The following is a 25,179-nucleotide window of genomic DNA, read 5'->3' as shown; positions in this document are numbered from 1 at the left end:
GTCGCCGGGCTGGGGCACCGACCGGACTTACCTACCGGTAGCCTTCGACCATGCCTGAGTTCGTGACCCTCGAGTGCTCCGACGCTCATCCGGGGGTCGGCACCATCCTGCTGCACCGGCCTCCGATGAACGCGTTGAGCCGGCAGGTGCAGGCCGAACTGGCCGCCGCGGCCGAGGAGGCCACGGTGCGCGCCGACATCAAGGCCGTCGTCGTCTACGGCGGCCCGAAGATCCTGGCGGCCGGCGCGGACGTCAAGGAGATGCGGGACGTCGGCTACGCCGAGATGAGCCGGGTGGCGGGTCGCCTGCAGAGCGATCTCGGCGCGATCGCCGCCATCCCGAAGCCGACCGTCGCGGCCATCACCGGGTACGCGCTCGGCGGTGGCCTCGAAGTCGCGTTGGGTGCCGACCGACGGATCGCGGGCGACAACGCGAAGCTCGGGCTGCCCGAGGTCCTGCTCGGTCTCATCCCCGGCGGCGGCGGCACGCAGCGGCTGGCACGCCTCATCGGGCCGTCGAAGGCCAAGGACCTGATGTTCACCGGCCGCTTCGTCGACGCCGCGGAGGCGCTGGCGATCGGACTCGTCGACGAGGTCGTCGCGCCGGACGAGGTCTACAACGCCGCGCTCGCCTGGGCCGGACAGTTCGACGGCGCCGCCTCGGTGGCGCTCGCCGCGATCAAGAAGGCCGTCGACCAGGGCCTCGGCGTCGACCTCGACACCGGGCTCAAGATCGAGGAGCAGCTGTTCGCCCCGCTGTTCGCGACCGAGGACCGCGCCATCGGTCTGACTTCGTTCCTCGAGAACGGCCCCGGGAAGGCGGAATTCGTCGGCCGCTGAGCCGTCGTCGCCGCGTACCCCTCGACCACAGCACCCCATCACCACGCACACAGGAAGCGATCATGACCACCGACGCCACACCGGGCACCGATCCCGCTCCCAATCCGCACGCCACCGAGGAACAGGTCAAGGCTGCCCTCATTGACACCAAACTCGCCCAGGTGCTCTACCACGACTGGGAGGCCGAGACCTACGACGAGAAGTGGTCGATCAGCTTCGACGAACGCTGCATCGACTACGCGCGTGGCCGTTTCGACGCCGCGGCCACCGAGGAGCCCCTGCCGTACGGCCGCGCGATGGAACTCGGTTGTGGCACCGGGTTCTTCCTGCTGAACCTGATGCAGTCGGGTGTTGCGTCGAAGGGGTCGGTCACCGACCTCTCGCCGGGCATGGTCAAGGTCGCCCTGCGCAACGCGGAGAACCTCGGTCTCGATGTCGACGGCCGGGTCGCCGACGCGGAGAAGATCCCGTACGACGACGACACCTTCGACCTCGTCGTCGGACATGCTGTGCTGCACCACATTCCCGATGTCGAGCAGGCGCTGCGCGAGGTGCTGCGGGTACTCAAGCCGGGCGGACGCTTCATCTTCGCGGGTGAGCCGTCGACGATCGGTGACTTCTACGCGCGCTGGATGAGTCGGGCGACGTGGTTCGCCACGACCAATGTCACGAAGCTCGGTCCGCTGCAGGGATGGCGGCGCCCGCAGGAGGAACTCGACGAGTCCTCGCGTGCGGCCGCGCTCGAGGCCGTCGTCGACATCCACACGTTCGATCCCGACGAGCTCGCCGGGATCGCCCGCGCTGCCGGCGCGCAGAAGGTGTCCACCGCCACCGAGGAACTGGCCGCCGCGATGCTCGGCTGGCCGGTCCGCACCTTCGAGGCCGCGGTCCCGCCGGAGAAGCTGGGGTGGGGCTGGGCCCGCTTTGCCTTCGGCGGATGGAAGCGCCTCACCTGGCTCGACGAGAACGTGCTGCGGAAGGTCGTGCCGCCGAAGTTCTTCTACAACGTCGTGGTGACGGGGACGAAGCCGCAGTAGGCGGTTCCGCCGTCAGGCCATGGGCTACTCCTTCGATCTCGACGACGTCGCGTTCCTGCGGTCGCGGCACGGCGAGAAGGCGCTCGACACGGTGTCCCGCCTCGAGTTCACCCCGTCGACGATGCTGGCCGACATCACCGAGGTACGCAGCCGATACGCGCCCCACGACGCCGCGCTGATCGAGACGGTGCAGTGTCGTAGGCGCGCCCGCCCGAAGCTGCGCGATGCCGAGGCGCTCCTGCTCACCGACGACGCCCTGCAGCAGGCGACCGCGTCGGTGGTCGCCGCGCACCGTGCGGCCGAAATCGCGGCGCGGTTTCCGGAATCGGTGGTGCACGACCTGACCTGTTCGATCGGGGCGGAGCTACGGGAGCTGGTGCGCGCCAACGGTATCTCGGGTGTCATCGGCAGCGACATCGACCGGGTCCGGCTCGCGATGGCGCGTTCCAACGTGCCGGAGGCGACGCTGCTGGTCGCGGACGCGCTCACCCCGACCTCGACCGCAGACGTGCTCCTCGCCGATCCCGCGCGGCGATCGGATGCGGGCCGCATCTTCCGGCTCGATCAGCTGACCCCACCGCTCTTCGAGCTGCTGACGACCTATCCCGGTCGCACGCTCATCGTGAAATGCGCTCCCGGACTGGACCATCAGATGCTGCGAAACCGCTATGGCTTCGACGGCGAGGTTCAGGTCACCTCACTCGACGGCGGCGTGCGCGAGGCGTGCCTGTGGACGGGCCCAGGTGTGGAGCCCGGCCGGCGGGCCACCGTGCTCCGCACCCGCGCCGACGGAACCATCGCCGAGGTCGAGGTCACCGACCGCGAAGACGACGACGTGCCGGCCGGTGAGGCGGGGGAGTGGATCGTCGACCCGGACGGGGCGATCGTGCGCGCCGCGCTGGTCAAGCACTACGCCCACCGGTCCGGGCTCTGGCAACTCGATCCGCAGATCGCCTATCTCACGGGTGATTCCGTCCCCGACGGCGCCCGCGGATTCCGGGTGATCGAGCGGACGGGGGTGACCGAGAAGGCGCTCCGGAAGGCGCTCTCGGCGCTCGACTGCGGCCCCCTCGAGATCCTCGTCCGCGGACTCGACGTCGACCCCGACCGGCTGCGGAAGAAGCTCAAGCTCAAGGGCTCCCGGCCGTTGTCGGTGGTGCTGACCCGGATCGGGCGCAAGGGTGTCGCGTTCATCTGTGAGCCGGGTGTCCGGTTCTGAAACGAACCCGACCACGCAGAGTGCGGGATCTGTATCGGTTTCCAGTACGAATCCCGCACTCTCCGAACACCTACTCGAGATCGGCCTTGCTGTCGAAGAAGTACACCTCGCCGAGATTGGTCGCGGTCGCGATCTGTCCGGCGTAGGACACCGAGACGCCGGTCGCGAAACCGCGCGAATTCGGCAGCGGCAGAGTCCGTTTCGTCGCGCCGTCGGTCGTGGACACCTCGACCAGGGACAGGGAGTCCTTGCCGGGATCGCGGGCGACCGTCCACGCGGTCTGCTGCTGGGTCAGCGTGGACAGGCTCACCGTCGCCAGATCGGTGCGCTGCCAGACCTGTTCGGCGCGATCGCCCCGATCACGCAGCAGGGTCAGCGGGGCGCCGAGCGAACCGGTCGGGATGATCAGACCGTCCGGGGAGACGGTCATCGTCGCGAATCCGTGGCCGCCGATGTCGTAGGTCCACCGCGTCGATCCGTCCTCGGCGTTCAGGGCGACGATCTTGCCGTCGCGCGAGAACGCATAGACGGTCGCGCCGTCGGCCGAGAGCGTCGGGGTCCCGATGACGCCGCTGGGGACGTCGGCCTGCCACGCGGTCCGGACTTCGCGGTTCCCGGCAACGGCGCCGTACTTCATCGCGCGGATCTGCGACGTCGCTGCGCCCTGGGGAAAGAAGTTGAGGAAGAAGCGTTCTCGTTCGGTGTCGACGGCAGCGGGGGCGGGGATCGCGCACTGCGGCCCGTTGCTCACGCAGTCGCCGAAGCCGCGGAGCGGTTGCGCGGGGTCGGCGTCGTCGCGCAGTCTCACCTCAGGCGCGAGGAGTTCGTTGCGCTGGGTGTCGATCAGCAGGATCTGACCCTGTGTGGTGGCGACCAGCACCTCGTTCGGGGCCGCGAACTTCGCCGACAGCGGTACCCCGATCACGCCGGCCCGCCAGCGGATGGCGCCGCCGGCATTGAAGGCGAGGAAGGTCGTCTCCTCGCCGAGATAGGGCTGGTCGTACTGATCGACGAGCATCGCGTTGATCTCGACACCGGCCCGCATGTCCTTGCAGAAGTTCTTGCGTCCGGAGCGGCTGTCGAGCACGAGCACGTTGCATCCCTGCGCCGCATTCGACGTCACGCCCACGTTCCCCTTGCCGGAGATCGTCACCGGCGCGGTGACCGGGCCGCCGGTCGGCCGTGTCCAGCTCAGCGTGAGGTCCTCCGGCACATCGGCATACGCGAAGTTGGCGTTGCCCGGGACACCCCCGTAGCTGGGCCATCCGACGCTCGGTACGGAGCGGACGTCGATGTGACCGTCCGAGCAGGCGGCGAGCGCCATCGAGCACACGGCCGTCAGCGCGACGAGCAGGCGGGTCAGCGCGGATCGGCGGCGTCGAGACACCTGCGGTCGTGCCAAAGCCATCCTGCTCCTCGTCGTCGTGCCCTGTTCTGCGTCGTGTGCAGGCGCCGGGCATGCCATCGAACGGCACCCTCCGCGCCAGCAGTGAGCCTATCGTGCGCGAAAATCGCGTCGATTAGGGTTTCTGGTCATGACCACCATGTGGAATGCGTCGTACCGGTCCCGCCGGCGCGCGGGCCGACGCCGCGACCCCGACCAGGCGCGTTTTCTCACGCTGGACTCGCTGCGATGGATCAGACGCAACCGGGCGTACACACCGTGGTACCTCGTGCGCTACTACCGCCTGGCGCGGTTCCGCCTGGCCAATCCGCACATCGTGCTGCGGGGCATGGTGTTCCTCGGGCGCAACGTCGAGATCCACGCGACGCCGGAACTCGCGCGCATGGAGATCGGTCGCTGGGTCCACATCGGCGACGGCAACTCCATCCGCTGCCACGAGGGCAGCCTCCGCATCGGCGACAAGACCGTCTTCGGCTGCAACAACGTGGTGAACTCCTACCTCGACCTCGAGATCGGCGGTTCCACCCTCATCGCCGACTGGTGCTACATCTGCGACTTCGACCACAAGATGGACGACATCACGCTGCCGATCAAAGACCAGGGCATCGTGAAGGGCCCGGTGCGCATCGGGCCGGACACGTGGGTCGCGGCCAAGGTGTCGGTGCTGCGCAACACCATCGTCGGGCGAGGATGCGTGCTGGGCTCGCACGCGGTGGTCAAGGGCGTCATCCCCGACTACGCCATCGCGGTCGGCGCCCCCGCCCGGGTGGTCAAGAACCGGATGGACGACTGGGCCTCGAACGCCGCCGAACGCGCCGAACTCGAACGCGCCCTCGCCGACATCGAACGGAAGAAGGCCGCGGCCGAGCGGGAGTGACCCTTCGTGACGCCCTCCGCAGGCTCCGGGCTCCTCAGGGAGCAGGGGTGGAGGCGTTCCGAAGGCTCCGGGCTCCTCAGGGAGCAGGAGGTGGAGGCGTTCCGCAGGCTCCGGGCTCCTCAGAGAGCAGGGGGTGGAGGCGTTCCGCAGGCTCCGGGCTCCTCAGGGAGCAGGGGCTATGCCTGCCCCGGGTCCCGTTCGGGCAGCGGGCGTTCCGGGATGTCGGGCCGTCCGATCGCGTGCCGGACTCGACGCTTCGCGGCGAGGTGCACGCTCGCGGTGCGCTCGGCGACCTCGGCCCAGGAGAACTCCGCGGTGAGCCGCGCCCGGGCCCGCAGTGCTCGCTGCGCGGCCGCGCCCGGATCGGACAGCGTGGCCCGGACCGCCGCGGCCAGTCCGGCGACATCCGCGGGCTCGAACGTCAGCCCGGTGCCCGGCTCGCGAACCGCCTCACCCAGACCCCCGGCCGTGGACACGATCAAGGGCACGCCGGTCGCCGCCGCCTCCAGCGCCACGATCCCGAACGGCTCGTATCGACTCGGTAGCACGATGGCGTCGCAGCGGTGCATCAGCGTCACCAGCTCGGTGTGGTCGACCGGGCCGACGAACCGCACCGCCTTGCCGACCCGATGCTTGCGCGCCTGCTCCATCAGCCAGTCCCGCTGGGTGCCGTCACCGGCGATCGTCAGCGTCGTACCCGGATGGCTGCGGCGGATCCGGGGGAGCGCCGCGAGCAGATCCTGCACGCCCTTCTCGTATTCGAGCCGACCGGCGAACAGCAGCTCGGCCGGACCGCTCGTCCGAGCGCGTTCGGCGAACGGCCACGTACGGATGTCGATGCCGTTGTGGATCACCGTGATGTCGGTGGCGTCGTAGCCGAACAGTCGGTTCACCTCGTCGCGCATCGACGCCGAACACGTGATGAGAGCGTCGGATTCGGACACCAGCCACCACTCGACCGAATGCACCTGCCGGTTCGTCCGACCGCTCACCCAGCCGCTGTGCCGCCCGGCCTCCGTCGCGTGGATCGTGGAAACCAGTGGCACATCGAAGAATTCGGCCAGCGCGATGGCCGGGTGGGCGACCAGCCAATCATGCGCGTGCACGACCTCCGGCACCCATCGCGACCCGCTCGTTCCGCTCCCGGCGCCGCCGTGCAGAATCCGAAGTCCCGCCCGCACGAACGCATGCCCCATGGCCAGCGTCCAGGCCATCATGTCCTGCCCGAACTCGAACTCCGGCGGGTCCTCGGCGACGGCCAGAACCCGGACACCTTCGACGACGGTGTCCGTCGTCGGATGAGTCACCGCATCGGTCCCCGACGGACGCCGGGTCAGCACCACCACGTCGTGTCCGGCGGCGGCCATCTCGGTGGCGAGGTGATGGACATGCCGGCCGAGTCCGCCCACCACCACCGGCGGGTACTCCCACGACACGAACAACACCTTCATCGGATTCCCCCCTCGACGCCGACCCGGTCGGCGGTCAGAGCCGTGTGCAGCCGGCGCGCATCGAGTGCGGGAAAGAGATTGTCGGCACGCGCCCAGGCGGCGGCGAGCGTCTCGGCTGCGTCGTCGCGGCCCCGCATCGCCGCGTCGCTGATCTCGCGGGTGGCATGCGCATGCGTGTGAGCTCGCGACACAGCGTACTGCGCCGCGGTGTCCTTCGACACCATGAACGGCCAGTCCGAGGACACGGTCAGCAGCGCCTCGCGCACGATCTGATCGGCGACCCGGCTGCGTGCACTCCCGTGTTGCCGCAGCTTGGCGACCGCGTCGAGCGCCGTCTCGGTGACCTCGGCGTTCAGGTCGACCAGGTGCTGCACGGCCGGGCCGTTCCACACCCGCCAGTCCTTACCCGACCCCCACGACGACCTGGGGAGGTCGATGGGAGCGCCGACGAGCCCGGCCTGCGTTGCGCCCGCGAGTGTCCCGACGGTGACCCCGACCTCGGGCAGACGTCGCAGCACCCGTTCCAGCCAGACCGGGCCCTCATGCCACCAGTGCCCGAACAATTCGGTGTCGAACGCGGCGACCACCAGCGCAGGCCGGCCGATCCGCGCGGACTCGTCGACCAGACGCTGCCGCACATGCGCGACGAAGTCCTCGACGTGCCGGTCGACAACCGCGTCGACGCGAGCCGGGTCGTAGGGCTTCTTGTCCTGCCCGGACACGGTCCGGCCGGTGACCCGGAATCGCTTGAGCCCGGTCTCGTGGTCGTAGGTGTGGAAATCCCGATAGGCGCCATGACCCGGATAGCCCGACTTCGGCGACCAGACGCGATAGCTCACCGTCAGGTCACGTCCGTAGGCGACGACGGCGCTGTCGCCGACGGGGCGTCCCAGCGCGGTGTCGCCGTGCAAGGCGGGCCCGTCGACCATGAAGTGGCGCACGCCCGCGCGGTCGTACTCCGTTTCCATCCCCGGCGCGAAGGCGCACTCGGGTGCCCAGATCCCGGTCGGGTCGACACCCCACCGGGCATGGGCGTCCGCGAGCCCCTCGGTCAGCGAGAACCGGCGCAGTCGCGGGTCGAGCAGCGGTGCGAACGGGTGGGCCAGGGGGCCGCCCAGGATCTCGACGACACCGCTCGAGGCCAGTCCGCGGATCAGTGGCGACGCGCCGTGACGCCATCGGGAGGCAAAGGTGTCCAGCGCGCGCTGGGCGTCGAGGTACTCACGGCGGCCCGCCGCGGCTCGGTCGGCGTCGCGGGACATCGCCGCTTGCGTGGCCCGGAGCTGCCAGTCGGCGAGCCACTCGTACATCGACGACGTACAGTGCGGATCGTCGAGCTGCGCGGCCAGCACCGGCGTGATCCCGAGGGAGAGCTGGTCGGTGAAACCGTCGGCGGCCAGCCGCTCGAGCATGTCGAACAGCGGCAGGTACGACGCGGCCCACGACTGATACAGCCATTCCTCGCCGACCGGCCAACGTCCGTGATTGGCCAGCCACGGCAGATGCGAGTGCAGGACCAGCGTGAACTGGCCCGCGACGGGTTCGGTGCGGGTGGTCACCCTCAGCCCCGCAACGCGACGGCGAACAGGTCGAGCGAGGCATCGATGTCGTACACGCCGGAATCGACGACGTCGAAATCTGCGGCGACCACGCCGGCGACATCCGCGGCCAGCTCGTCCGGCCAGGGCACGCCGGCGAGCGCACGCTCGATCTGGGCGTCGATGAGCGAACCGCCCCATCTGGTGTCCAGGGCGCGAAGTCGCGGTCCGTGCACGACTCCCCACATCGCGTCGATCACGAAGCCGCCGTCGAGAAGCAGTTCGGTGAGTTCGGCCGCGTCGAGCTCACGGGTGTGGAACGGGTTGAGCGGTGTGTCGCGACCGGGGGAGAAGGTGATGCGGTTGGGCGTCGACATGACCAGGACCCCGCCCGGACGCAGCACGCGGTGGCATTCGGCGACGAATCGCGGCTGATCCCAGAGGTGTTCGATGACCTGGAAGTTGACCACGATGTCGACCGAGGCGTCGGCGAGGGGGAGGTCGACGAGGTTGCCCTGGTGGACGACGAGCTGGGGATAGCGGCGTCGGGTGTGTTCGACCGCGGCGGCGTCGTAGTCGACGCAGACCACCGACGACGCCCCGGCGTCGGCGATCATCGCGGCGCCGTACCCCTCACCGGAGCCGGCTTCGAGGACGTCGTGGCCCGCGCACCGGTCGGCGATGTGGCGGTAGGCGATCTCGTGGCGCCGGAACCAGTAGTTCTCGGCGGGAATCCCCGGGACCGTCCGCTCGCCGGTCAGCGCCAATTGCTGGTCGGTGTCGAGCGCCTCGAGACCAGTGGTTGCCGTCCCGCGCGACGATCCGAGGTCTGCGTCAGTCATCTGACAGAGAGTAGGGCATGCCCCGGGGACCGCCGGGGCCGTCGTACCGAGCGAGCGAACGGTAGCGTGCATTGTGTGAGGTAGTCGATGTTTAGTGGAAACATAGGAGACGCTAAAGTGGTGGGGACCCATGGCCTTACCCGCCGGTAAGTTGCCGAACCCGATGCAGGAGGTCGACGTAGACCCATGACAAACATTGTCGTACTGATCAAGCAGGTTCCCGACACATGGTCCGAGCGCAAGTTGTCCGACGACGACTACACCCTGGACCGTGAGGCCGCCGACGCCGTCCTGGACGAGATCAACGAGCGCGCCGTCGAGGAAGCGCTGAAGATCAAGGAGGCCGACGGCGGTGAGGTCACCATCCTGACGGCGGGTCCCGAGCGCGCCACCGACGCCATCCGCAAGGCCCTGTCCATGGGCGCCGACAAGGCGATCCACATCAAGGACGACCTCATGCACGGCTCAGACGCGGTCCAGACCGCCTACGTGCTGGCCCGGGCGCTCGGCACGGTCGAGGGTGTCGAGCTGGTCATCGCCGGCAACGAGGCCACCGACGGTCGCGTCGGCGCCATCCCGGCCATGATCGCCGAGTACCTCGAGCTCCCGCACCTGACCCACCTGCGCAAGCTGACCCTGGAGGGCGAGACCCTCAAGGGCGAGCGGGAGACCGACGACGGCATCTTCCACGTCGAGGCCAGCCTGCCGGCCATCGTCAGCGTGAACGAGAAGATCAACGAACCGCGCTTCCCCTCCTTCAAGGGCATCATGGCCGCCAAGAAGAAGGAGGTCACCGTCCTGACCCTCGCCGAGATCGACGTCGAGGCAAGCGATGTGGGCCTGGAGAACGCCGGCTCGGTCGTGACGGCGAACACCCCGAAGCCGCCGAAGACCGCGGGCGAGCGCGTCACCGACGAAGGCGACGGCGGCACCAAGGTCGCCGAGTACCTGGTCGGCCAGAAGATCATCTGACCTTCTCCACGCAGACCACCGGCGAACCCCCAGACATTCAGGAGAAAACCACCATGGCAGAAGTACTCGTTCTCGTGGAACAGGACGCCGAAGGCGCCCTGAAGAAGGTCACCAGCGAGCTCATCACCGCCGCCCGCGCACTCGGCACCCCGTCGGCGGTCGTCGTCGGCAAGCCCGGCTCGGCCGACGGCATCCTCGACGGACTCAAGGAGGCCGGCGCGGAGAAGATCTACGTCGCCGAGTCCGACGATGCGGGTAGCTACCTCATCACCCCGCAGGTCGACGTGCTGGCCTCGATCGCCGAGACCGCCTCGCCGGCCGGCATCCTCGTCGCGGCCACCGCCGACGGCAAGGAGATCGCCGGCCGCTTGGCCGTGCGCCTCGGCTCGGGCGTCCTCGCCGACATCGTCGACGTCAAGGAAGGCGGCGTGGGCATCCACTCCATCTTCGGTGGCGCCTACACCGTCGACGCCCAGGCCAAGGGTGAGGTCCCGGTCTTCTCGATCCGCCCCGGTGGCGTCGAGGCCGCTCCGCAGGCCGGCGCCGGCGAGCGTGTCGACGTCGAGGTCCCGGCTCAGGACGAGGGCGCGGTCAAGATCACCAAGGTCGAGCCGAACGTCGGCGGCGATCGTCCCGAACTGACCGAGGCGTCGATCGTCGTCTCGGGTGGTCGCGGTGTCGGCAGCGCCGAGAAGTTCTCCGTCGTCGAAGAACTCGCCGACGTGCTCGGTGCCGCCGTGGGCGCTTCGCGCGCGGCCGTCGACTCCGGTTACTACCCCGGTCAGTTCCAGGTCGGTCAGACCGGTAAGACCGTGTCGCCGCAGCTGTACGTCGCACTGGGCATCTCGGGCGCCATCCAGCACCGCGCCGGCATGCAGACCTCGAAGACGATCGTGGCCGTCAACAAGGACGAAGAGGCCCCGATCTTCGAGATCGCCGACTACGGCGTCGTCGGCGATCTGTTCAACGTCGCGCCGCAGCTGACCGAAGAGGTCAAGAAGCGCAAGTGATCATGAGCTGATCAACTGCAGAACCCGGTGACCCCCGACTCCCCGTCGGGGGTCACCGTGCGTTCGGGGGTCGTTCACCCGCAGGTGGCCGTGGCGAGGCCTGTTCATCCGGTGGCGGCCCGAGTTCATCGAACCCGCACCGACACGACACGCTGCGGTGGTCCTGCCGATGCCCGGTCTCGTTTCCATTCGAGTCATGAACGCCATGCAGTCGCCAGTCCGCACCAGCCATGTCGCGCGCGCTCGGTTCTCGCGGGCCGTGCCGACGACCCTGCTCACCGCGGGGCCCATCCGGGTCCTCGTGTCCGACGATCCCGCCGACATCGTCGCCGCCCAGGAACTGCGGTATCGCGTCTTCGCCGACGAACCCGGCTTCTCCAACCGCATCGGTGACGCGGTCACCGGACGGGATGCCGACCGGTTCGACGCCTTCTGCGAGCACCTCATCGTCCGCCACGCCGACGACGGGGTCGTCGGGTGTGCGCGCCTGCTCTCCCCGGCGCGGGCGATCGCCGCCGGCGGCTGGTACTCGGCCACCGAGTTCGACCTCCGCGAGATGAACGACATCGTCTCCGCCACCGTCGAATTGGGTCGAGCGTGTGTCCACTCCGAGTACCGCGACGGGTCGGTGACCGCGCTGATGTGGGCGGCGCTGCTGCAGTACATGGACGACGCCGACCTGCGATACCTGATGGGTTGTGTGTCGGTGCCCCTGCACACGCCGGGTGAATGGCTGCCGGGTTCGTCGCTGCGCGCCCTGCGCGATCGTCTGCGCGACGACCACCAGGACCCCGAGCGCCGCGCCCACCCGCTGGCGCCGGCCCGCATCGGCGGACGCCTGCTCGACGACATCGTGCCGTCCGACACGGTCGCGATGCCGGCACTGATGCGTGGATACCTCCGCCTCGGCGCCCGCATCTGTGGCGAGCCGGCGGTCGACGACGTCTTCGACGTCGCGGACTTCCTGACCCTGCTCGACCGCGAAGGTGCCAACAAGCGATACCTCGACCGGCTGCGATCGAGTGCCCGACGGCTGGGTTCGGCCCGCACGGATGCCACGCCGGAGCCCGGGGGCGCGGCACGATGACCGCCCTGCTGGTCGGTCCGGTCGGACCTCGCTCCGAGCGTTTCCGACGCGAACACGCCGCCTGTCCGCCTGCCCGCCCGGCCGGCGCGCTCGCGCACCCGTGGTTCCCGATCAGCACCTGTGGTGACGGTTGCATCGGTGCACCGCGGGCCGGGCGGTTCGACGCGGTCACCGGCGCGACGATCGTCGCGTGGCGTCTGTGCCGACTCGTGGTGGTCGTGGTGTGGATCTTCTGGGCGGCGCTGACCACCGGGGCGGTGGCGCGGCTGCGTCGTCGTCCGCCGCGTCCCCTGCGTCGATCCGCGTCGGGTGCACTGCTGGCGGCCCTGGGTATCGCCGTCCGCGTCGAGGACCGGCGCTGTGGCCCGACCCGCGCCGGACTCGTGGTCGCCAATCACATCTCGTTCCTCGACGTCTTGGCGCTCGCGCTGATCAGCCCTGCTGACGTGGTGGCCAAATCCGATGTCGTCGGGATGCCGGTGGTGTCGTCCCTCGCGCGCCGGTTCGGCGTCATCGCCGTCGACCGCGGCACACTCCGCGGTCTGCCGGGGACGGTCGGCGACGTGGCCGGGCGGCTGCACTGCGACTCGTCGGTGATCGTGTTCCCCGAGGGCACCACGTACTGCGGCCGCTCGGCCGGTGCATTCCGACCTGCGTTCTTCCAGGCCGCGATCGATGCGGACGTGCCGGTCGTGCCGGTGAGGTTGCGTTTCGTCGGCAGCGACGGGACCACGGCGACGGCACCGAGTTTCATCGGCGCCGACACCCCGGCCGACACGCTGCGGCGGGTCATGCGGGCGCGTGGTCTCGTCGTGACGATGGTCATCCACCCGCCCGAGGAACCCGGCGCAGATCGTCGCGAGCTGGCGCGTCGGTGTGAGCGCGTCGTGGCGGGGCGGTTCCCGGCCGCGGAAAGTGACATCAACCGTTCCCTGATATAGGTTTTTCCGGTAGCCGTCCGCAGCTCTGCGGACGATCAACCGCGTACCTCCAGGAGGCCGACGATGACGTCCACTCAGACCCGAGAAGCCGCGCGCGCCAAGTTCTTCGAACTCCGGGACGTCGACGGCCGGGTCGACGACGCCGACCTCGACACCGTGTGGGCGGGACTGTCGCCGCTGCGGCCCGAGGAGATGCTCGGCGCATGGAAGGGCGGCGAGTTCACCACCGGGCACGCCATCAACGGCGCGCTCGCCAAGGCCAACTGGTTCGGCAAGACGTTCACCTCACGCAGCGACGTCCAACCGCTGGTGTGCCGCGACGAGAACGGCAACCTCTACTCCAACACCAAGCTCGGCAAGGGCGAGGCCAGCCTGTGGGCGATCGAGTTCCGCGGCGAGATCACCGCGTCGATGGTCTACGACGGTCAGCCGGTCATCGACCACTTCAAGCGCGTCGACGACACCACGGTGATGGGGATCATGAACGGCAAAGGCGGAGTCATCGACGGCCGTCACTTGTACTTCTACCTCGAGCGGGTCTGAGGCGGGCTGTCGTTCCGCGTCCGATCGCGGAATTTGTCGGCGACCTACGCGCGTTTATCCTTGCTAGCGATGCCCGTGCCAAGCCGACCGCCCGTGAAGGCGCCTGTCTACCTCGACCACGCCGCTTCGACGCAGATGCTGCCCGAAGCCGTCGAGGCGATGACGGCCGTCTTCGCGCAGCCGGGTAACGCCTCGTCGCTGCACGGATCCGGTCGCACCGCACGTCGTCGGCTCGAGGAGGCGCGCGAGGCCATCGCCGCGGCGGTCGGCGCCCGGCCCTCCGAGGTCGTCTTCACCGGCGGCGGCACCGAGGCCGACAACCTGGCGGTCAAGGGGATCTACTGGGCACAGCAGAACGCCGACCCCCGCCGTCGCCGGATCATCACCTCGGCGATCGAACATCACGCCGTCCTCGACCCCGCGCAGTGGCTGGCCGAGCAGGCCGGCGCCGAGCTCGTCCTGCTCCCGGTCGACGCCGACGGTGTCGTCTCGCCCGCCGACCTGCGCGCGGAGCTCGAGGAGCACGCTGCCGAGACCGCTCTCATCTCGCTGATGTGGGCCAACAACGAGGTCGGCACGATCCAGCCGATCGCCGAGCTCGCCGCGGTCGGGTCCGAATTCGGCGTCCCGGTGCATTCCGACGCGATCCAGGCCGTCGGCCATCTGCCGGTCGATTTCGCCGCGAGCGGCCTCTCGGCGCTCAGCCTGACCGCCCACAAGTTCGGCGGCCCGCAGGGCGTCGGGGCCCTGCTGCTCGGTCGGGACGTCGGATGCGTGCCGCTGCTGCACGGCGGCGGCCACGAACGCGACGTGCGCTCGGGAACGCAGGACGTCGCCGGTGCGGCCGGGATGGCCGCGGCACTGTCGTGGTGCGTCGAGCACCTCGACGAGAACACCGCGCACGTCCGCGCCCTGCAGACCCGGCTGACCGACGTCCTCCTCGGCGTCGACGGAACGGTGCGCAACGGTGCCGACGGCGATCGTCGCCTCCCGGGGAACGTGCACGTGTCGTTCGCCGGTTGCGAGGGTGACTCGCTGCTCATGCTTCTCGACGCCAAGGGCGTCGAGTGTTCCACCGGATCGGCCTGCACCGCCGGGGTCGCCCAGGCCAGCCATGTCCTCCTGGCGATGGGTCTGGACATGGCCGACGCGCGGTCGTCGCTGCGGTTCTCCCTCGGCCACACCACCACCGAGGCCGACATCGACGCGGTCGCCGCGGTCATCGACGAGGTCGTCGACCGGGCGCGGGCGGCCGGCCTGGTCTCGGTCCCCGGCGGAAGGATCTCCTGATGCGCGTACTGGCAGCGATGAGCGGCGGCGTCGACTCGGCGGTCGCCGCGGCCCGGGCGGTCGAGGCCGGTCACGAGGTGGTCGGAGTTCATCTGGCATTGTCGACGGCTCCGGGTGCGCTGCGCACCGGCTCGCGTGGATGCTGCTCGCGCGAGGACGCCTCCGACGCCCGCCGGGCCGCCGATGTCCTCGGAATCCCGTTCTACGTCTGGGATTTCGCCGACCGGTTCAAGGACGATGTGATCGACGAGTTCGTCGAGGCCTACGCGGCCGGACGCACCCCGAACCCGTGCCTTACATGCAACGAGAAGATCAAGTTCGCGGCCCTCGCCGACAAGGCGATGGCGCTCGGCTTCGACGCGCTGGCCACCGGTCACTACGCGCAGCTGACCGACGGCGAGTTACGACGAGCGGTCGACGCCGACAAGGACCAGTCGTATGTGCTGGCCGTGCTGACGCGTGATCAGTTGTCGCGGGCGATGTTCCCGATCGGTGACACCCCGAAGTCCGAGATCCGGGCCGAGGCGGCCCGGCGCGGCCTGGCCGTCGCGGACAAGCCGGACTCCCACGACATCTGCTTCATCCCGAGCGGAGACACCCGCGCGTTCCTCGGAGCCCGCATCGGTGTCCGGCCGGGCGCGATCGTGGACGCGACGTCGGGCGAGCGCCTCGCCGAGCACGACGGGGTCCACGGCTTCACCATCGGGCAGCGCAAGGGCCTGGGGGTCGAGGCGCCGGCCGCCGACGGCAAGCCCCGCTATGTCACCGAGATCGACCCGGATTCGGGAACGGTGACGGTCGGGACGGCAGCCGATCTGCAGGTCTGGGGCATCACCGCGACGCGTGCGGTGTGGACCTCCGGGGTCACTCCGGACGAGCCCTTCGACGCGATGGTGCAGGTCCGAGCCCACGGCGGGCTCGCGCCGGTGCGCGCGACCGCCACCACGATCGACGGTGAACCCGGTATCGACATCGCGCTGCAGGAGCCGCTCACCGGCGTCGCCCGCGGTCAGGCCGCGGTGCTGTACCTGCCCGATGCCCGACGCGGCGACCAGGTCGTCGGGTGCGGACGCATCGCCACCACCTCGTCGCAGCCGACCGTCGTCGCGTCTCGGTGACCGGAGCGGCACTGCCCACCGGAGTGGGCACCGGCGTGGGGTCGATGCCCGGCACCGACGCACGTGCCGCCGCCGCGGTGGTGAACGGCGAACTCGATCTCGCCCACCTCGTCGAACTGCCCGCGCGAGGTATCGGTGCGGATCTGATCGGCCGGATGGCGGCGATCCTCGTCGACCTGCCGATGGACACCGCGACATGGGGTTACCGGCTGGCGCAACGCCACTCCCGTCTGGCCCGACGCGCCGCGGACCTGCTTGCCGAGGACCTCGACGTCGTCGAGGAGCTGTGGGAGACAGCGGGTTTCATCGGTACCGGCCGCGCCTTCAAGGTGCAGGTGGCCGGTCCGTTCACCACCTCGGCATCTGTCGAGCTGACGAACGGGCAACGAGTCCTGAAAGACCACGGTGCCGTCCGCGACATCGTCGAGTCGACGGCGGAGGGTGTGCGCGAGCACGTCGCCGAGGTGGAACGCCGGCTCGGTGCGCGCGTGGTGGTCCAGCTCGACGAGCCGATGGTCGGCCAGGTCATCGACGGCACGGTGAAGCCGCTGACCCGCTTCGACCCCATCCGGGCGATACCGGCGGTCGAGGTGGCTCGCGCACTCACCGAACTCGTCGACCACGTCGGCGTCCCGGTGGTCTTGCACGATTGCGGCACACCGCGGTGGGATCTCCTCGAACATCTTCCCGGGGTTGCGTATTCGATCGACATCACCACACCGTCGGCGACCGATCTCGACGGGATCGGGATGCTCGTCGACCGCGGCGGCGTCCTGCTCGCGGGTCGTGTGCCGTCGACCGCACCCGATCGTCCGCTGGCCGCCGAACACGTGGCGACCGAACTCGCCGCGTTGACCGACCGCATCGGACTGGACCGCAAAGTGTTGTCGGACAACGTGATCGTGACGCCGACCTGTGGTCTGGCCGGCGCGTCGGCGAAGTGGGCCAAGACGGCCTTGGCGATCACCGCGGAGGCCGGTCAGCTGCTCGGCAGCGATCCCTCCGCGCTCTGAAAACCCCTGCGGGTCCGACGTCGTAGACCTATTCTCGTCGGTATGCCGCACCCGATCATGTTCGACGACGCGGATCCCTATCTGGGCCGCATACGGGAGATCGCGCTCGCGCTGCCCGACGCAACCGAGGTCGTCGCGCACGGTCGCCCGACCTTTCGCTGCGGCAAGATGTTCGGCAACTACGGCGGTGGCGTCAAGGGCAGCAAGGTGCGCCATGATCAATCGATCCTGGTCCTCGCCGACGACTCCGAACGGCCCGCGCTGCTGGACGATCCGCGGTTCTTCCTGCCCGCCTACCTCGGCCCGGCCGGCTGGGTGGGGCTGATCCTCGACGACGAGACCGACTGGGACGAGGTCGCCGAACTCCTCGACACGAGTTACCGCCAGATCGCACCGAAGCGGTCGGTGGCCAAGCTCGGTCCGTTGTGATCGTCGACGCGGAAACTCCCGCGGCCCCGTCTCCGTCCCGCTGATCGGATCCGATCAGCGGGAGGGAAGCAGTACCGCGCGAACGAGGCATCGGTTGACGAGCTGGGTCTGTCCCACCACTCCGATACCCTCGGAACGTGGCAGATACAACGGAGTCGGGTCAGCCGGTCACCGAGCAGTCGGGGCCGGAGGCGGACCTGCGTGAGGAGTGGACCGCTCTCGCCGAGGAGATCCGCGAGCACCAGTTCCGCTACTACGTGAAGGACGCGCCGGTCATCACCGACGGCGAGTTCGATCTGCTCCTCCGACGCCTGCAGGCGCTCGAGGGCGCGCATCCCGAACTCGCGGCCGCCGACTCACCCACCAAGCTCGTCGGGGGCGGCTTCTCCACGGCGTTCTCCGCAGTGGACCACCTCGAGCGAATGATGTCGCTGGACAACGTCTTCGACCACGACGAGATGCGCGCCTGGGTCGACCGCGTGGTCGCCGACGCCGGCGCCCGGGCCGACTTCCTCTGCGAGCTCAAGATCGACGGCGTGGCCCTGGCGCTGGTCTACCGGAACGGGGTTCTCGAGCGAGGTGTCACCCGTGGCGACGGACGCACCGGGGAGGACGTCTCACTGAACGCGCGCACCATCGATGACATCCCGATGCGCCTGACCGAGTCCGCGGAGTACCCGATTCCCGAGGTCCTCGAGGTGCGTGGCGAGGTCTTCTTCCGGGTGGAGGACTTCGAGGCGCTCAACGCCTCGCTCGTGGCGGAGGGCAAGCCGCCGTTCGCGAATCCGCGCAACTCGGCCGCCGGCTCGCTGCGGCAGAAGAATCCGCAGGTCACGGCCCGTCGCAAGCTGCGGATGATCTGTCACGGGATCGGGCACACGGAGGGCTGGCGACCGGAGTCGTTGCACGACGCCTACCTGGCGCTCGGGGCCTGGGGTCTGCCGGTGTCGACCCACACCACCAAGGTGTCCGGCGCCGACGAGATCATCGACAAGATCGCCTACTGGGGCGAGCACCGTCACGACGTCGAGCACGAGATCGACGGCATCGTGGTCAAGGTCGACGACGTCACCGTGCAGCGCCGCCTCGGTTCCACCTCGCGGGCGCCGCGGTGGGCGATCGCCTACAAGTACCCGCCCGAGGAGGCCACCACCAAGCTCTCCGACATCCAGGTCAACGTCGGACGCACGGGCCGGGTCACACCCTTCGCAGTTCTCGAACCCGTGCTCGTCGCCGGGTCCACGGTCTCGCGTGCGACCCTGCACAACGGTTCGGAGGTCAAGCGCAAGGGTGTGCTGATCGGTGACACCGTCACGATCCGCAAGGCGGGGGACGTGATCCCCGAAGTCCTCGGGCCGGTCGTCGATCTCCGCGACGGCACCGAGGTGGAGTTCGAGATGCCCGAACTGTGCCCGGCCTGCGAGACGCCGCTGCGGCCGGAGAAGGAGAGCGACGCCGACCTCCGCTGTCCGAACCAGGAGAGTTGTCCGGCTCAGTTGCGCGAGCGGCTCTTCCACCTGGCCGGACGGGGTTCTTTCGACATCGAGGCGCTCGGCTACGAGGCCGCGTCGGCCCTGCTGTCGGCGGGGGTGCTCACCAACGAGGGTGACCTCTTCTCGCTGACGGCCGAGGACCTGGTCCGCACGGATCTGTTCACCACCAAGGCGGGGGCGCTCTCGGCCAACGGCAAGCGGTTGCTGGCGAACCTCGACAAAGCCAAGGACGTGGCGCTGTGGCGCGTGCTGGTCGGGCTGTCGATCCGCCATGTCGGGCCCACCGCCGCCCGCGCCCTCGCCACCGAATTCGGTTCCCTCGAGGCCATCGAGGCCGCCGACATCGACCAGCTCGCCGGCGTCGAGGGGTTGGGAATGACCCTCGCCCAGTCGATCCACGACTGGTTCACCGTCGACTGGCATCGAGACATCGTCGAGAAGTGGCGCGCCGCAGGCGTTTCCATGGAAGACGAGCGCGACGAGTCGATCCCGCGGACCCTCGAGGGCAAGACGATCGTCGTGACGGGTTCGCTGGTGGACTTCTCCCGTGACGGGGCCAAGGAGGCGATCCTGCAACGCGGCGGCAAGGCGTCGGGTTCGGTGTCGAAGAAGACCGACTACGTGGTGGTGGGGGATTCGCCGGGCACCAAGGCCGACAAGGCCGAACAGCTCGGCGTGCCGGTGCTCGACGAGGACGCGTTCAAGAAGTTGCTGGAGACCGGCAGCCCCGAGTGACCGTCGATCAGTCCAGAGCGGACTCGAACGCGCGGAAGGCACGCTGGTCGAAAAGGACGAAACGGACCTCCTCGATCGAGGTCTCCGGCAGCGTGGCACGCACCGTGTCGACCGCCTTGCGGGCGCCGTCGTCCATCGGCCAGCCGTAGACGCCGGTCGAGATCGCCGGGAAGGCGATGGTGGTGGCACCGAGTTCGGTTGCGACGCGCAGTGACTCGCGGTAGCAGGAGACGAGCAGGGATGAGCGGTCCTCGTCGTAGGAGTGCACCGGTCCGACCGTGTGGATGACCCAACGTGCGTCGAGGTCTCCCGCCGTGGTGGCCACGGCCTCGCCGACAGGTAGTCCACGTTCGTAGGTGCCCGCCCGCAGCTCCTTGCACTCGGCGAGGATCGCCGGGCCGCCCCGCCGGTGGATCGCGCCGTCGACACCGCCGCCGCCCAGCAGTGTGGAGTTCGCGGCATTCACGATCGCGTCGACCGACTGTGTCGTGATGTCGCCCTGTATCAACGTGATGGACGTCATCAGACCATGATGCCTCCGGATCGACCGGCTGTGGCTAACTCTCGGCGCGCAGCACGGTACTGACGATCCCGGCGAGATAACCGAGTCGGGCGACCTCCGACGGCCGGAAGTCCGGTCCGCCGATGCGTCCGAGCAGGATCGCCCTCGACTCCGATCCCAGGGGAGCCGCCGCGAGACGGGTGTCCATGTCCTGCCAGGCACCGGGCACCCAGTCGCCGTCGGCGTCCAGCTCGACGGCTCTCTCGAGCGGTAGCCAGTCCGCCCTGGTCAGCGGGGTCTCCGGGGCGCCGGACGAGCCGAAGAGCTGCAGCACGCCGCCGCTGGCCGGTGTGACCACCATCGCCCAGGAGACGCGCAGGACGCGGGGCGCGTTGTCCACCAGGATCTGCAACCGGTCACGTCCGGCAGTGGCCACCTGATCGACCAACTCGAGTTCACGATGGGTGTCCAGCACGCCCGAGTAGGGGCGGATCGAGTCGACACGGACGCCGTTGACCTTCTCGGCCGCGGTGATCAGGCTGTCGGGCAGCGCCCCGGGCGCCACCTCGACGACGAGGTCGTCCACGGCGTAACCGTTGCCGCGCTCGACGACCTCGAGGGACAGGATGTCTGCGCCGACCGAGCCGAGCTGCACGGCGAGCACGCCGAGGCTGCCCGGCCGGTCTTCGAGATAGACCCGCAACAGGTAGGACACGTGCGACATTCTCGCACCCACGCGCGGGCGGCGCGCAGTGCACGGCTGCCAACCGGTGGCTGGGGGAAGCGGTCGTCGCGGGTTCCCATAGTCTGGAGACGTCGCCCAGACGCCGACACGACATCGGTCGACGACACGGCGGGGACGACGAGACCCGAACGAACAGTGATGGAAGGAAGGACGCTGCGGTGGCTGGCGAACCGAAGTCCATATCGCGCAACGAAGTCGCGCATCTGGCGCGTCTGTCGCGCCTGGCGTTGAGCGAGGACGAACTCGATGTCTACGCCGAGCAGCTGGACTCGATCCTGACCCACGTCGCGTCGGTGTCGGAAGTGGCCGCCGACGACGTGCCCGGCACGGCCCACCCGGCCGAACTGGCGAATGTGCTGCGCCCCGATGTCGTCGTCCCGGGTCTGACGACCGAAGCCGCGCTGTCCGGTGCACCGGCCGTCGAGCAGGACCGTTTCGCGGTTCCGCAGATCCTGGGAGAAGAGCAGTGAGTCCCGATTCCAGCGCCCCCGGATCCCATGTCGCCGCGCCGCGTCCCGACGGTGATCTGACCGGATTGTCCGCCGCCGAACTCGCCACCCGGATCGGTGCCCGCGAGGTCAGCTCGGTGGAGGTCACCCAGGCCCACCTCGACCGCATCGCCGAGATCGACGACCAACTCGGCGCGTTCCTCCACGTCAGTGGCGCCGAAGCGCTGGTCGCCGCGAAGGCCGCCGACGACGCGATCGCCGCCGGGGACGCCCCGTCGGCCCTCGCGGGTGTACCGATCGCCCTCAAGGACGTCTTCACCACCACCGACGCACCCACCACGTGCGGCTCCAAGATTCTCGAGGGTTGGGTTCCGCCCTACGACGCCACGGTCACCGCACGCCTGCGCGCCGCGGGCATCCCGATCCTGGGCAAGACCAACATGGACGAGTTCGCGATGGGCAGCTCGACCGAGAACTCCGCCTACCAGCTCACCCGGAACCCGTGGGATCCCAGCAAGATCCCGGGTGGTTCGGGGGGTGGCAGCGCCGCCGCGCTGGCCTCGTACCAGGCCCCGCTGGCGATCGGTACCGACACCGGGGGCTCGATCCGGCAGCCGGCCGCGGTCACCGCGACGGTCGGCGTCAAGCCCACGTACGGCACGGTCTCGCGCTACGGGCTCGTGGCGTGCGCCTCGTCGCTCGACCAGGGCGGCCCGTGTGGCCGTACCGTCCTCGACACCGCGATGCTGCACGAGATCATCGCCGGGCACGACCCGCGGGACTCGACCTCGATCGATGTGCCGGTGCCCGACGTCGTCTCGGCCGCCCGCGAAGGGGCCGAGCGGGATCTCGCCGGCGTCCGGATCGGTGTCGTCACCGAACTGCAGGGCGAGGGCTACCAGTCCGGCGTGCTCGACTCTTTCCACCAGGCCGTCAAGCTCCTCGAGGAGCGCGGCGCCGAGGTGGTCGAGGTCAGCTGTCCGCACTTCACCTACGCGCTGGGCGCCTACTACCTCATCCTCCCGTCGGAGGTGTCGTCGAACCTCGCGCGGTTCGACGCGATGCGCTACGGACTGCGGGTCGGCGACGACGGCTCGCATTCGGCCGATGAGGTCATGGCTCTGTCCCGGGAGCAGGGATTCGGTCCAGAGGTCAAGCGCCGCATCATGATCGGGACCTACGCGTTGTCCTCGGGCTACTACGACGCCTACTACGGTCAGGCGCAGAAGGTGCGCACCCTGATCGCGCGTGACTTCGCCACCGCCTTCGAGAAGGTCGACGTGCTCATCTCGCCGACCACGCCGACCACCGCGTTCCCGATCGGGGAGAAGGTCGACGACCCACTCGCGATGTACCTGTTCGACCTGTGCACGCTGCCGGTGAACCTCGCCGGCATCGGGTCGATGTCGGTGCCGTCGGGGCTGTCGGTCGACGACGGCATGCCCGTCGGGCTGCAGATCATGGCGCCCGCCCTGGCCGACGACCGGCTGTACCGCGTGGGAGCGTCGTACGAAGCGGCTCGGGGGCCGATCGTCTGACGACCGGGGCGGCGTGCCGTCCTCGGTGCACGCCGTCGCGGGGCTGTCAATTCCGCATCGGCTGCGGCGGTCCGGACTGTTCGGACCCGTACCGGTGGCCGACCCCGGCCGCACCGTCGAGTGCGCCGAGAAGGTCGATGCTTGTCTGTACGAAACTGACCACGGGTAGCCACGGCGCCGACGGGACCCGCGGACCGCGGATGTGGGTGTCCTCGGTCGCGCGGTGCGGCCTCCACAGTCCGGCGGGTGACCAGCGCACGACGGGGTCGCTGGAATTGGCGAGAACCGTTCGCGAGGTGCGGGAATCCGGGGCGACGGTGCCCGCCGGCGGCGCGACCAGCACGGTCTCGTCGAGCAGAGCGGGGCGCTCGTTCTCCAGCCATACCCGGGCGGCGTCGGCGCCCACGGCACCGAGACTCTGCCCGTAGAGGATCACCCGCGGACGTTCGCGGTCGGGAACACCGTCGAGGACGGCCGCCAGTGCTGACACCACCGCGATCGCCGAGTCCGCCGATCGGGAGCGGTCGGACACGAAGGCCTGCCACGACGGCACGTCGTCGTAGGGGAGTGCGAGAACCCGGACGTCGCCGGCGAACCGGCTCTCGAAACCGTCGACAGCTGCCGGGTCGATCCATCCCGATCCGGTCGGCACCGCGACCACGACCGCCCGTGTCGACAGTCCGCCCGAACGCGTCCACGTCCGCACGAGTTGTGCAGCGGCGCGGTCGAATCCATCGGTGTTCAGCTCCCCGCGGGCCAGGACGTCCGAATGCGTCGCCACCGTCGTCGACGACGCCGGCACCGGCTGTTCGTCGGCGCCGGCGTCGGCGGGTGCCAGCAGTCCCGCCGTGAGGGCGACTGCGCCGGCCGCGAGCAGAGCGCAGCTACGCGGGACGGCGACGATCGCCAGGACGAGGACGGCGGGCGGGATCGTGGCCGCCGCCACCCATCCGGGCCCGAGGGGTGCGACGTCGACCGCCGCACGGATGAGGTTCTGCCACCAGACCGCCACGCCGACCGCGCATCCGAGGATCACCAGGCAGGAGCCGAACACGACGCGCCGTGCCTGGTCGTCCGGCTGTCGCCGACTGCGCCGGGCGGCGATCATCCCGATGATCGCACCCAGCGCGCTCAATGCCGCGGTCACGATCGCGGTCGTCGTCGCGTCCCGGGGCAGGGTGCCCGGATAGACCGCGATGAGGTAACCGAGGGTCACCGCGACACTGATCGCGGGATGCGGCCACGATCGGAACGGGCCGTCACGCAGGCAACGGGCGTCTCGGTGCTTCGTCATCGCCGCACCTCGCGCTCGTCGGGATCGACCAGGGCACGCTCGACGGTCGTGTGGACCAAGGCCGACAACGACTCGCCCCGGGCCGGGGGGCCGCCGTACTGGCGCCACGTGTTCCACGCCAACCCGATTCGAGCGCCGTGCGTGGCAGTCGTGCAGGCAGCTGTCCGGCAGGAGGCGTACATCCGGTCGATCAGCATGCGGTCCAGCGCGATCCGGGCCCAGGCGCCGAGCGGTTTGCCGTTTCGCTGCGCCGCCCGCAACAGGTCGTAGCCGAGATCGTGGGTGCGGCACAGCGGGGTGAAGTGCGGTGGCAACGGAACCGGCGACGAGCAGTCCCCATCCGGGTCGATCGGGTATCCGTCGACGATCCGCGGGGAGTACCCCTGCGCCACGACGAAGGACCGCGGAAGGGACGCCAGTGCGGTGGCCGGGTGCGGTCCCACGAGGGCGACGACCACGGCCGCGTAGGGATTGGTCGCATCGGCCGCCGGCGCCGTCACCGCCGGGCTCGATGCTGCGAGGAGCGGGCCTGCGACGGCGTGTGCGGTCGAGATCCACTGGCCGGTGACGAGTACGGCCAGGGTGAGCATCGCCGCCCACCACCGCGACCGTCGTCGGCGAGTGGTTGCGGAGAGATCGCGGTGCTGGTGTAAGACGTTGTCCGACGGAAGCTTTCGGATGTTCTCTGATCCGGTCATGAGCATCGACGCTATGAGTCCGGATCCGGCCGGCACATCGCTCCGCGGGACCGGCCGCGGTCGTCCCCAGGCCGGTTCGTCGGCGCCGAAACGCTACGACGGTATCGGGTCGTC

At 69.6% G+C, this 25,179-nt stretch carries 24 protein-coding genes; 16 read left to right on the top strand and 8 right to left on the bottom strand.

Annotation, left to right across the window (positions count from 1 at the left end; translation table 11 throughout):
• The first annotated feature begins 50 nt into the window (after nucleotides 1–50).
• From B1818_RS12700 to B1818_RS12690, 3 genes are all read left to right on the top strand, one after another.
• Nucleotides 51–839, top strand: coding sequence for an enoyl-CoA hydratase/isomerase family protein (locus B1818_RS12700; protein ID WP_058252172.1), 789 nt, complete (start codon nucleotides 51–53; stop codon nucleotides 837–839).
• A 62-nt stretch (nucleotides 840–901) separates the two neighbouring features.
• Entirely contained in the window at nucleotides 902–1,876 is a 975-nt protein-coding gene (locus tag B1818_RS12695; protein WP_058252171.1) for a class I SAM-dependent methyltransferase, read from the top strand.
• Nucleotides 1,877–1,895: 19 nt separating this feature from the next.
• Nucleotides 1,896–3,095, top strand: coding sequence for a hypothetical protein (locus B1818_RS12690; RefSeq protein WP_058252170.1), 1,200 nt, complete (start codon nucleotides 1,896–1,898; stop codon nucleotides 3,093–3,095).
• Between the two features lie 70 nt (nucleotides 3,096–3,165).
• Here B1818_RS12690 and B1818_RS12685 read toward each other — a convergent pair whose 3' ends face one another.
• Nucleotides 3,166–4,503: a PQQ-binding-like beta-propeller repeat protein gene (locus B1818_RS12685; protein WP_058252169.1), complete on the bottom strand. Its 1,338-nt coding sequence runs from the start codon at nucleotides 4,501–4,503 to the stop codon at nucleotides 3,166–3,168.
• Nucleotides 4,504–4,630: 127 nt separating this feature from the next.
• On the opposite strand from B1818_RS12685, the gene B1818_RS12680 reads away from it, so the two are divergent.
• Complete coding sequence (locus B1818_RS12680) at nucleotides 4,631–5,377, top strand: acyltransferase (RefSeq protein ID WP_058252168.1); 747 nt, start codon at nucleotides 4,631–4,633, stop codon at nucleotides 5,375–5,377.
• 176 nt (nucleotides 5,378–5,553) lie between these two features.
• Here B1818_RS12680 and B1818_RS12675 read toward each other — a convergent pair whose 3' ends face one another.
• Genes B1818_RS12675 through B1818_RS12665 form a run of 3 tightly spaced genes read right to left on the bottom strand, consistent with a single transcriptional unit; the run spans nucleotide 5,554 to nucleotide 9,208 of the window.
• Nucleotides 5,554–6,828, bottom strand: a complete 1,275-nt coding sequence (locus tag B1818_RS12675; protein WP_058252167.1) for a glycosyltransferase family 4 protein — start codon at nucleotides 6,826–6,828, stop codon at nucleotides 5,554–5,556.
• Entirely contained in the window at nucleotides 6,825–8,387 is a 1,563-nt protein-coding gene (locus tag B1818_RS12670; protein WP_058252166.1) for a glycoside hydrolase family 57 protein, read from the bottom strand. The genes B1818_RS12675 and B1818_RS12670 overlap by 4 nt, the downstream gene beginning before the upstream one ends.
• A 2-nt stretch (nucleotides 8,388–8,389) precedes the next feature.
• Complete coding sequence (locus B1818_RS12665; RefSeq protein WP_058252165.1) at nucleotides 8,390–9,208, bottom strand: bifunctional 2-polyprenyl-6-hydroxyphenol methylase/3-demethylubiquinol 3-O-methyltransferase UbiG; 819 nt, start codon at nucleotides 9,206–9,208, stop codon at nucleotides 8,390–8,392.
• Nucleotides 9,209–9,394: 186 nt separating this feature from the next.
• Here B1818_RS12665 and B1818_RS12660 point away from each other — a divergent pair, with 186 nt between their 5' ends.
• The 10 genes from B1818_RS12660 to ligA all read left to right on the top strand — a co-directional run bounded on the left by B1818_RS12660 (nucleotide 9,395) and on the right by ligA (nucleotide 19,839).
• On the top strand, nucleotides 9,395–10,180 hold the full coding sequence (locus tag B1818_RS12660; protein ID WP_004019278.1) for an electron transfer flavoprotein subunit beta/FixA family protein: 786 nt from the start codon (nucleotides 9,395–9,397) through the stop codon (nucleotides 10,178–10,180).
• Nucleotides 10,181–10,233: 53 nt separating this feature from the next.
• Nucleotides 10,234–11,190 carry an electron transfer flavoprotein subunit alpha/FixB family protein gene (locus B1818_RS12655; protein ID WP_058252164.1) on the top strand — a complete coding sequence of 319 codons (957 nt, stop codon included), beginning with the start codon at nucleotides 10,234–10,236 and terminating at the stop codon, nucleotides 11,188–11,190.
• Nucleotides 11,191–11,290: 100 nt separating this feature from the next.
• Nucleotides 11,291–12,277, top strand: a complete 987-nt coding sequence (locus B1818_RS12650) for a GNAT family N-acetyltransferase (protein ID WP_058252163.1) — start codon at nucleotides 11,291–11,293, stop codon at nucleotides 12,275–12,277.
• Complete coding sequence (locus tag B1818_RS12645) at nucleotides 12,274–13,218, top strand: 1-acyl-sn-glycerol-3-phosphate acyltransferase (protein WP_058252162.1); 945 nt, start codon at nucleotides 12,274–12,276, stop codon at nucleotides 13,216–13,218. The genes B1818_RS12650 and B1818_RS12645 overlap by 4 nt, the downstream gene beginning before the upstream one ends.
• 63 nt (nucleotides 13,219–13,281) lie before the next feature.
• Complete coding sequence (locus tag B1818_RS12640) at nucleotides 13,282–13,761, top strand: DUF4334 domain-containing protein (RefSeq protein ID WP_058252161.1); 480 nt, start codon at nucleotides 13,282–13,284, stop codon at nucleotides 13,759–13,761.
• Nucleotides 13,762–13,830: 69 nt separating this feature from the next.
• Complete coding sequence (locus tag B1818_RS12635; RefSeq protein ID WP_175404333.1) at nucleotides 13,831–15,051, top strand: cysteine desulfurase family protein; 1,221 nt, start codon at nucleotides 13,831–13,833, stop codon at nucleotides 15,049–15,051.
• Entirely contained in the window at nucleotides 15,051–16,169 is a 1,119-nt protein-coding gene (gene mnmA / locus B1818_RS12630) for a tRNA 2-thiouridine(34) synthase MnmA (RefSeq protein ID WP_058252159.1), read from the top strand. The genes B1818_RS12635 and mnmA overlap by 1 nt, the downstream gene beginning before the upstream one ends.
• Nucleotides 16,166–17,182: a vitamin-B12 independent methionine synthase gene (locus B1818_RS12625; RefSeq protein WP_058252198.1), complete on the top strand. Its 1,017-nt coding sequence runs from the start codon at nucleotides 16,166–16,168 to the stop codon at nucleotides 17,180–17,182. The genes mnmA and B1818_RS12625 overlap by 4 nt, the downstream gene beginning before the upstream one ends.
• Nucleotides 17,183–17,224: 42 nt before the next feature.
• Nucleotides 17,225–17,611, top strand: coding sequence for an MmcQ/YjbR family DNA-binding protein (locus B1818_RS12620; protein ID WP_058252158.1), 387 nt, complete (start codon nucleotides 17,225–17,227; stop codon nucleotides 17,609–17,611).
• Between the two features lie 137 nt (nucleotides 17,612–17,748).
• Nucleotides 17,749–19,839, top strand: a complete 2,091-nt coding sequence (gene ligA, locus B1818_RS12615; RefSeq protein ID WP_058252157.1) for an NAD-dependent DNA ligase LigA — start codon at nucleotides 17,749–17,751, stop codon at nucleotides 19,837–19,839.
• A gap of 7 nt (nucleotides 19,840–19,846) precedes the next feature.
• On the opposite strand, the gene B1818_RS12610 is transcribed toward ligA, so the two are convergent.
• On the bottom strand, nucleotides 19,847–20,362 hold the full coding sequence (locus B1818_RS12610; RefSeq protein WP_058252156.1) for an O-acetyl-ADP-ribose deacetylase: 516 nt from the start codon (nucleotides 20,360–20,362) through the stop codon (nucleotides 19,847–19,849).
• A 34-nt stretch (nucleotides 20,363–20,396) separates the two neighbouring features.
• Complete coding sequence (locus B1818_RS12605; RefSeq protein ID WP_058252155.1) at nucleotides 20,397–21,065, bottom strand: hypothetical protein; 669 nt, start codon at nucleotides 21,063–21,065, stop codon at nucleotides 20,397–20,399.
• Nucleotides 21,066–21,244: 179 nt separating this feature from the next.
• On the opposite strand from B1818_RS12605, the gene gatC reads away from it, so the two are divergent.
• Nucleotides 21,245–21,556, top strand: coding sequence for an Asp-tRNA(Asn)/Glu-tRNA(Gln) amidotransferase subunit GatC (gene gatC, locus B1818_RS12600; protein ID WP_058252154.1), 312 nt, complete (start codon nucleotides 21,245–21,247; stop codon nucleotides 21,554–21,556).
• Complete coding sequence (gene gatA, locus B1818_RS12595) at nucleotides 21,553–23,073, top strand: Asp-tRNA(Asn)/Glu-tRNA(Gln) amidotransferase subunit GatA (protein ID WP_058252153.1); 1,521 nt, start codon at nucleotides 21,553–21,555, stop codon at nucleotides 23,071–23,073. Before gatC ends, gatA begins: the two co-directional genes overlap by 4 nt.
• Nucleotides 23,074–23,119: 46 nt before the next feature.
• On the opposite strand, the gene B1818_RS12590 is transcribed toward gatA, so the two are convergent.
• Together B1818_RS12590 and B1818_RS12585 are read right to left on the bottom strand one after the other, a co-directional pair.
• Nucleotides 23,120–24,367 carry an alpha/beta-hydrolase family protein gene (locus tag B1818_RS12590; protein WP_058252152.1) on the bottom strand — a complete coding sequence of 416 codons (1,248 nt, stop codon included), beginning with the start codon at nucleotides 24,365–24,367 and terminating at the stop codon, nucleotides 23,120–23,122.
• On the bottom strand, nucleotides 24,364–25,065 hold the full coding sequence (locus B1818_RS12585) for a hypothetical protein (RefSeq protein ID WP_231742435.1): 702 nt from the start codon (nucleotides 25,063–25,065) through the stop codon (nucleotides 24,364–24,366). Before B1818_RS12585 ends, B1818_RS12590 begins: the two co-directional genes overlap by 4 nt.
• Nucleotides 25,066–25,179: the final 114 nt, after the last annotated feature.

Source organism: Gordonia sp. IITR100 (assembly GCF_002009645.1).
GTDB lineage: Bacteria > Actinomycetota > Actinomycetes > Mycobacteriales > Mycobacteriaceae > Gordonia > Gordonia hongkongensis.
Note: the sequence above shows the minus strand (reverse complement) of the source record. Positions and strands in the feature narration are given on the sequence as shown.

Coding starts and splice junctions, on each gene's coding strand:
- B1818_RS12700 (WP_058252172.1), top strand. CDS start 51: ATGCCTGAGTTCGTGACCCTCGAGTGCTCCGACGCTCATCCGGGGGTC.
- B1818_RS12695 (WP_058252171.1), top strand. CDS start 902: ATGACCACCGACGCCACACCGGGCACCGATCCCGCTCCCAATCCGCAC.
- B1818_RS12690 (WP_058252170.1), top strand. CDS start 1,896: ATGGGCTACTCCTTCGATCTCGACGACGTCGCGTTCCTGCGGTCGCGG.
- B1818_RS12685 (WP_058252169.1), bottom strand. CDS start 4,503: ATGGCTTTGGCACGACCGCAGGTGTCTCGACGCCGCCGATCCGCGCTG.
- B1818_RS12680 (WP_058252168.1), top strand. CDS start 4,631: ATGACCACCATGTGGAATGCGTCGTACCGGTCCCGCCGGCGCGCGGGC.
- B1818_RS12675 (WP_058252167.1), bottom strand. CDS start 6,828: ATGAAGGTGTTGTTCGTGTCGTGGGAGTACCCGCCGGTGGTGGTGGGC.
- B1818_RS12665 (WP_058252165.1), bottom strand. CDS start 9,208: ATGACTGACGCAGACCTCGGATCGTCGCGCGGGACGGCAACCACTGGT.
- B1818_RS12660 (WP_004019278.1), top strand. CDS start 9,395: ATGACAAACATTGTCGTACTGATCAAGCAGGTTCCCGACACATGGTCC.
- B1818_RS12655 (WP_058252164.1), top strand. CDS start 10,234: ATGGCAGAAGTACTCGTTCTCGTGGAACAGGACGCCGAAGGCGCCCTG.
- B1818_RS12645 (WP_058252162.1), top strand. CDS start 12,274: ATGACCGCCCTGCTGGTCGGTCCGGTCGGACCTCGCTCCGAGCGTTTC.
- B1818_RS12640 (WP_058252161.1), top strand. CDS start 13,282: ATGACGTCCACTCAGACCCGAGAAGCCGCGCGCGCCAAGTTCTTCGAA.
- B1818_RS12635 (WP_175404333.1), top strand. CDS start 13,831: ATGCCCGTGCCAAGCCGACCGCCCGTGAAGGCGCCTGTCTACCTCGAC.
- mnmA (WP_058252159.1), top strand. CDS start 15,051: ATGCGCGTACTGGCAGCGATGAGCGGCGGCGTCGACTCGGCGGTCGCC.
- B1818_RS12620 (WP_058252158.1), top strand. CDS start 17,225: ATGCCGCACCCGATCATGTTCGACGACGCGGATCCCTATCTGGGCCGC.
- B1818_RS12610 (WP_058252156.1), bottom strand. CDS start 20,362: ATGACGTCCATCACGTTGATACAGGGCGACATCACGACACAGTCGGTC.
- B1818_RS12605 (WP_058252155.1), bottom strand. CDS start 21,065: ATGTCGCACGTGTCCTACCTGTTGCGGGTCTATCTCGAAGACCGGCCG.
- B1818_RS12590 (WP_058252152.1), bottom strand. CDS start 24,367: ATGACGAAGCACCGAGACGCCCGTTGCCTGCGTGACGGCCCGTTCCGA.
- B1818_RS12585 (WP_231742435.1), bottom strand. CDS start 25,065: ATGACCGGATCAGAGAACATCCGAAAGCTTCCGTCGGACAACGTCTTA.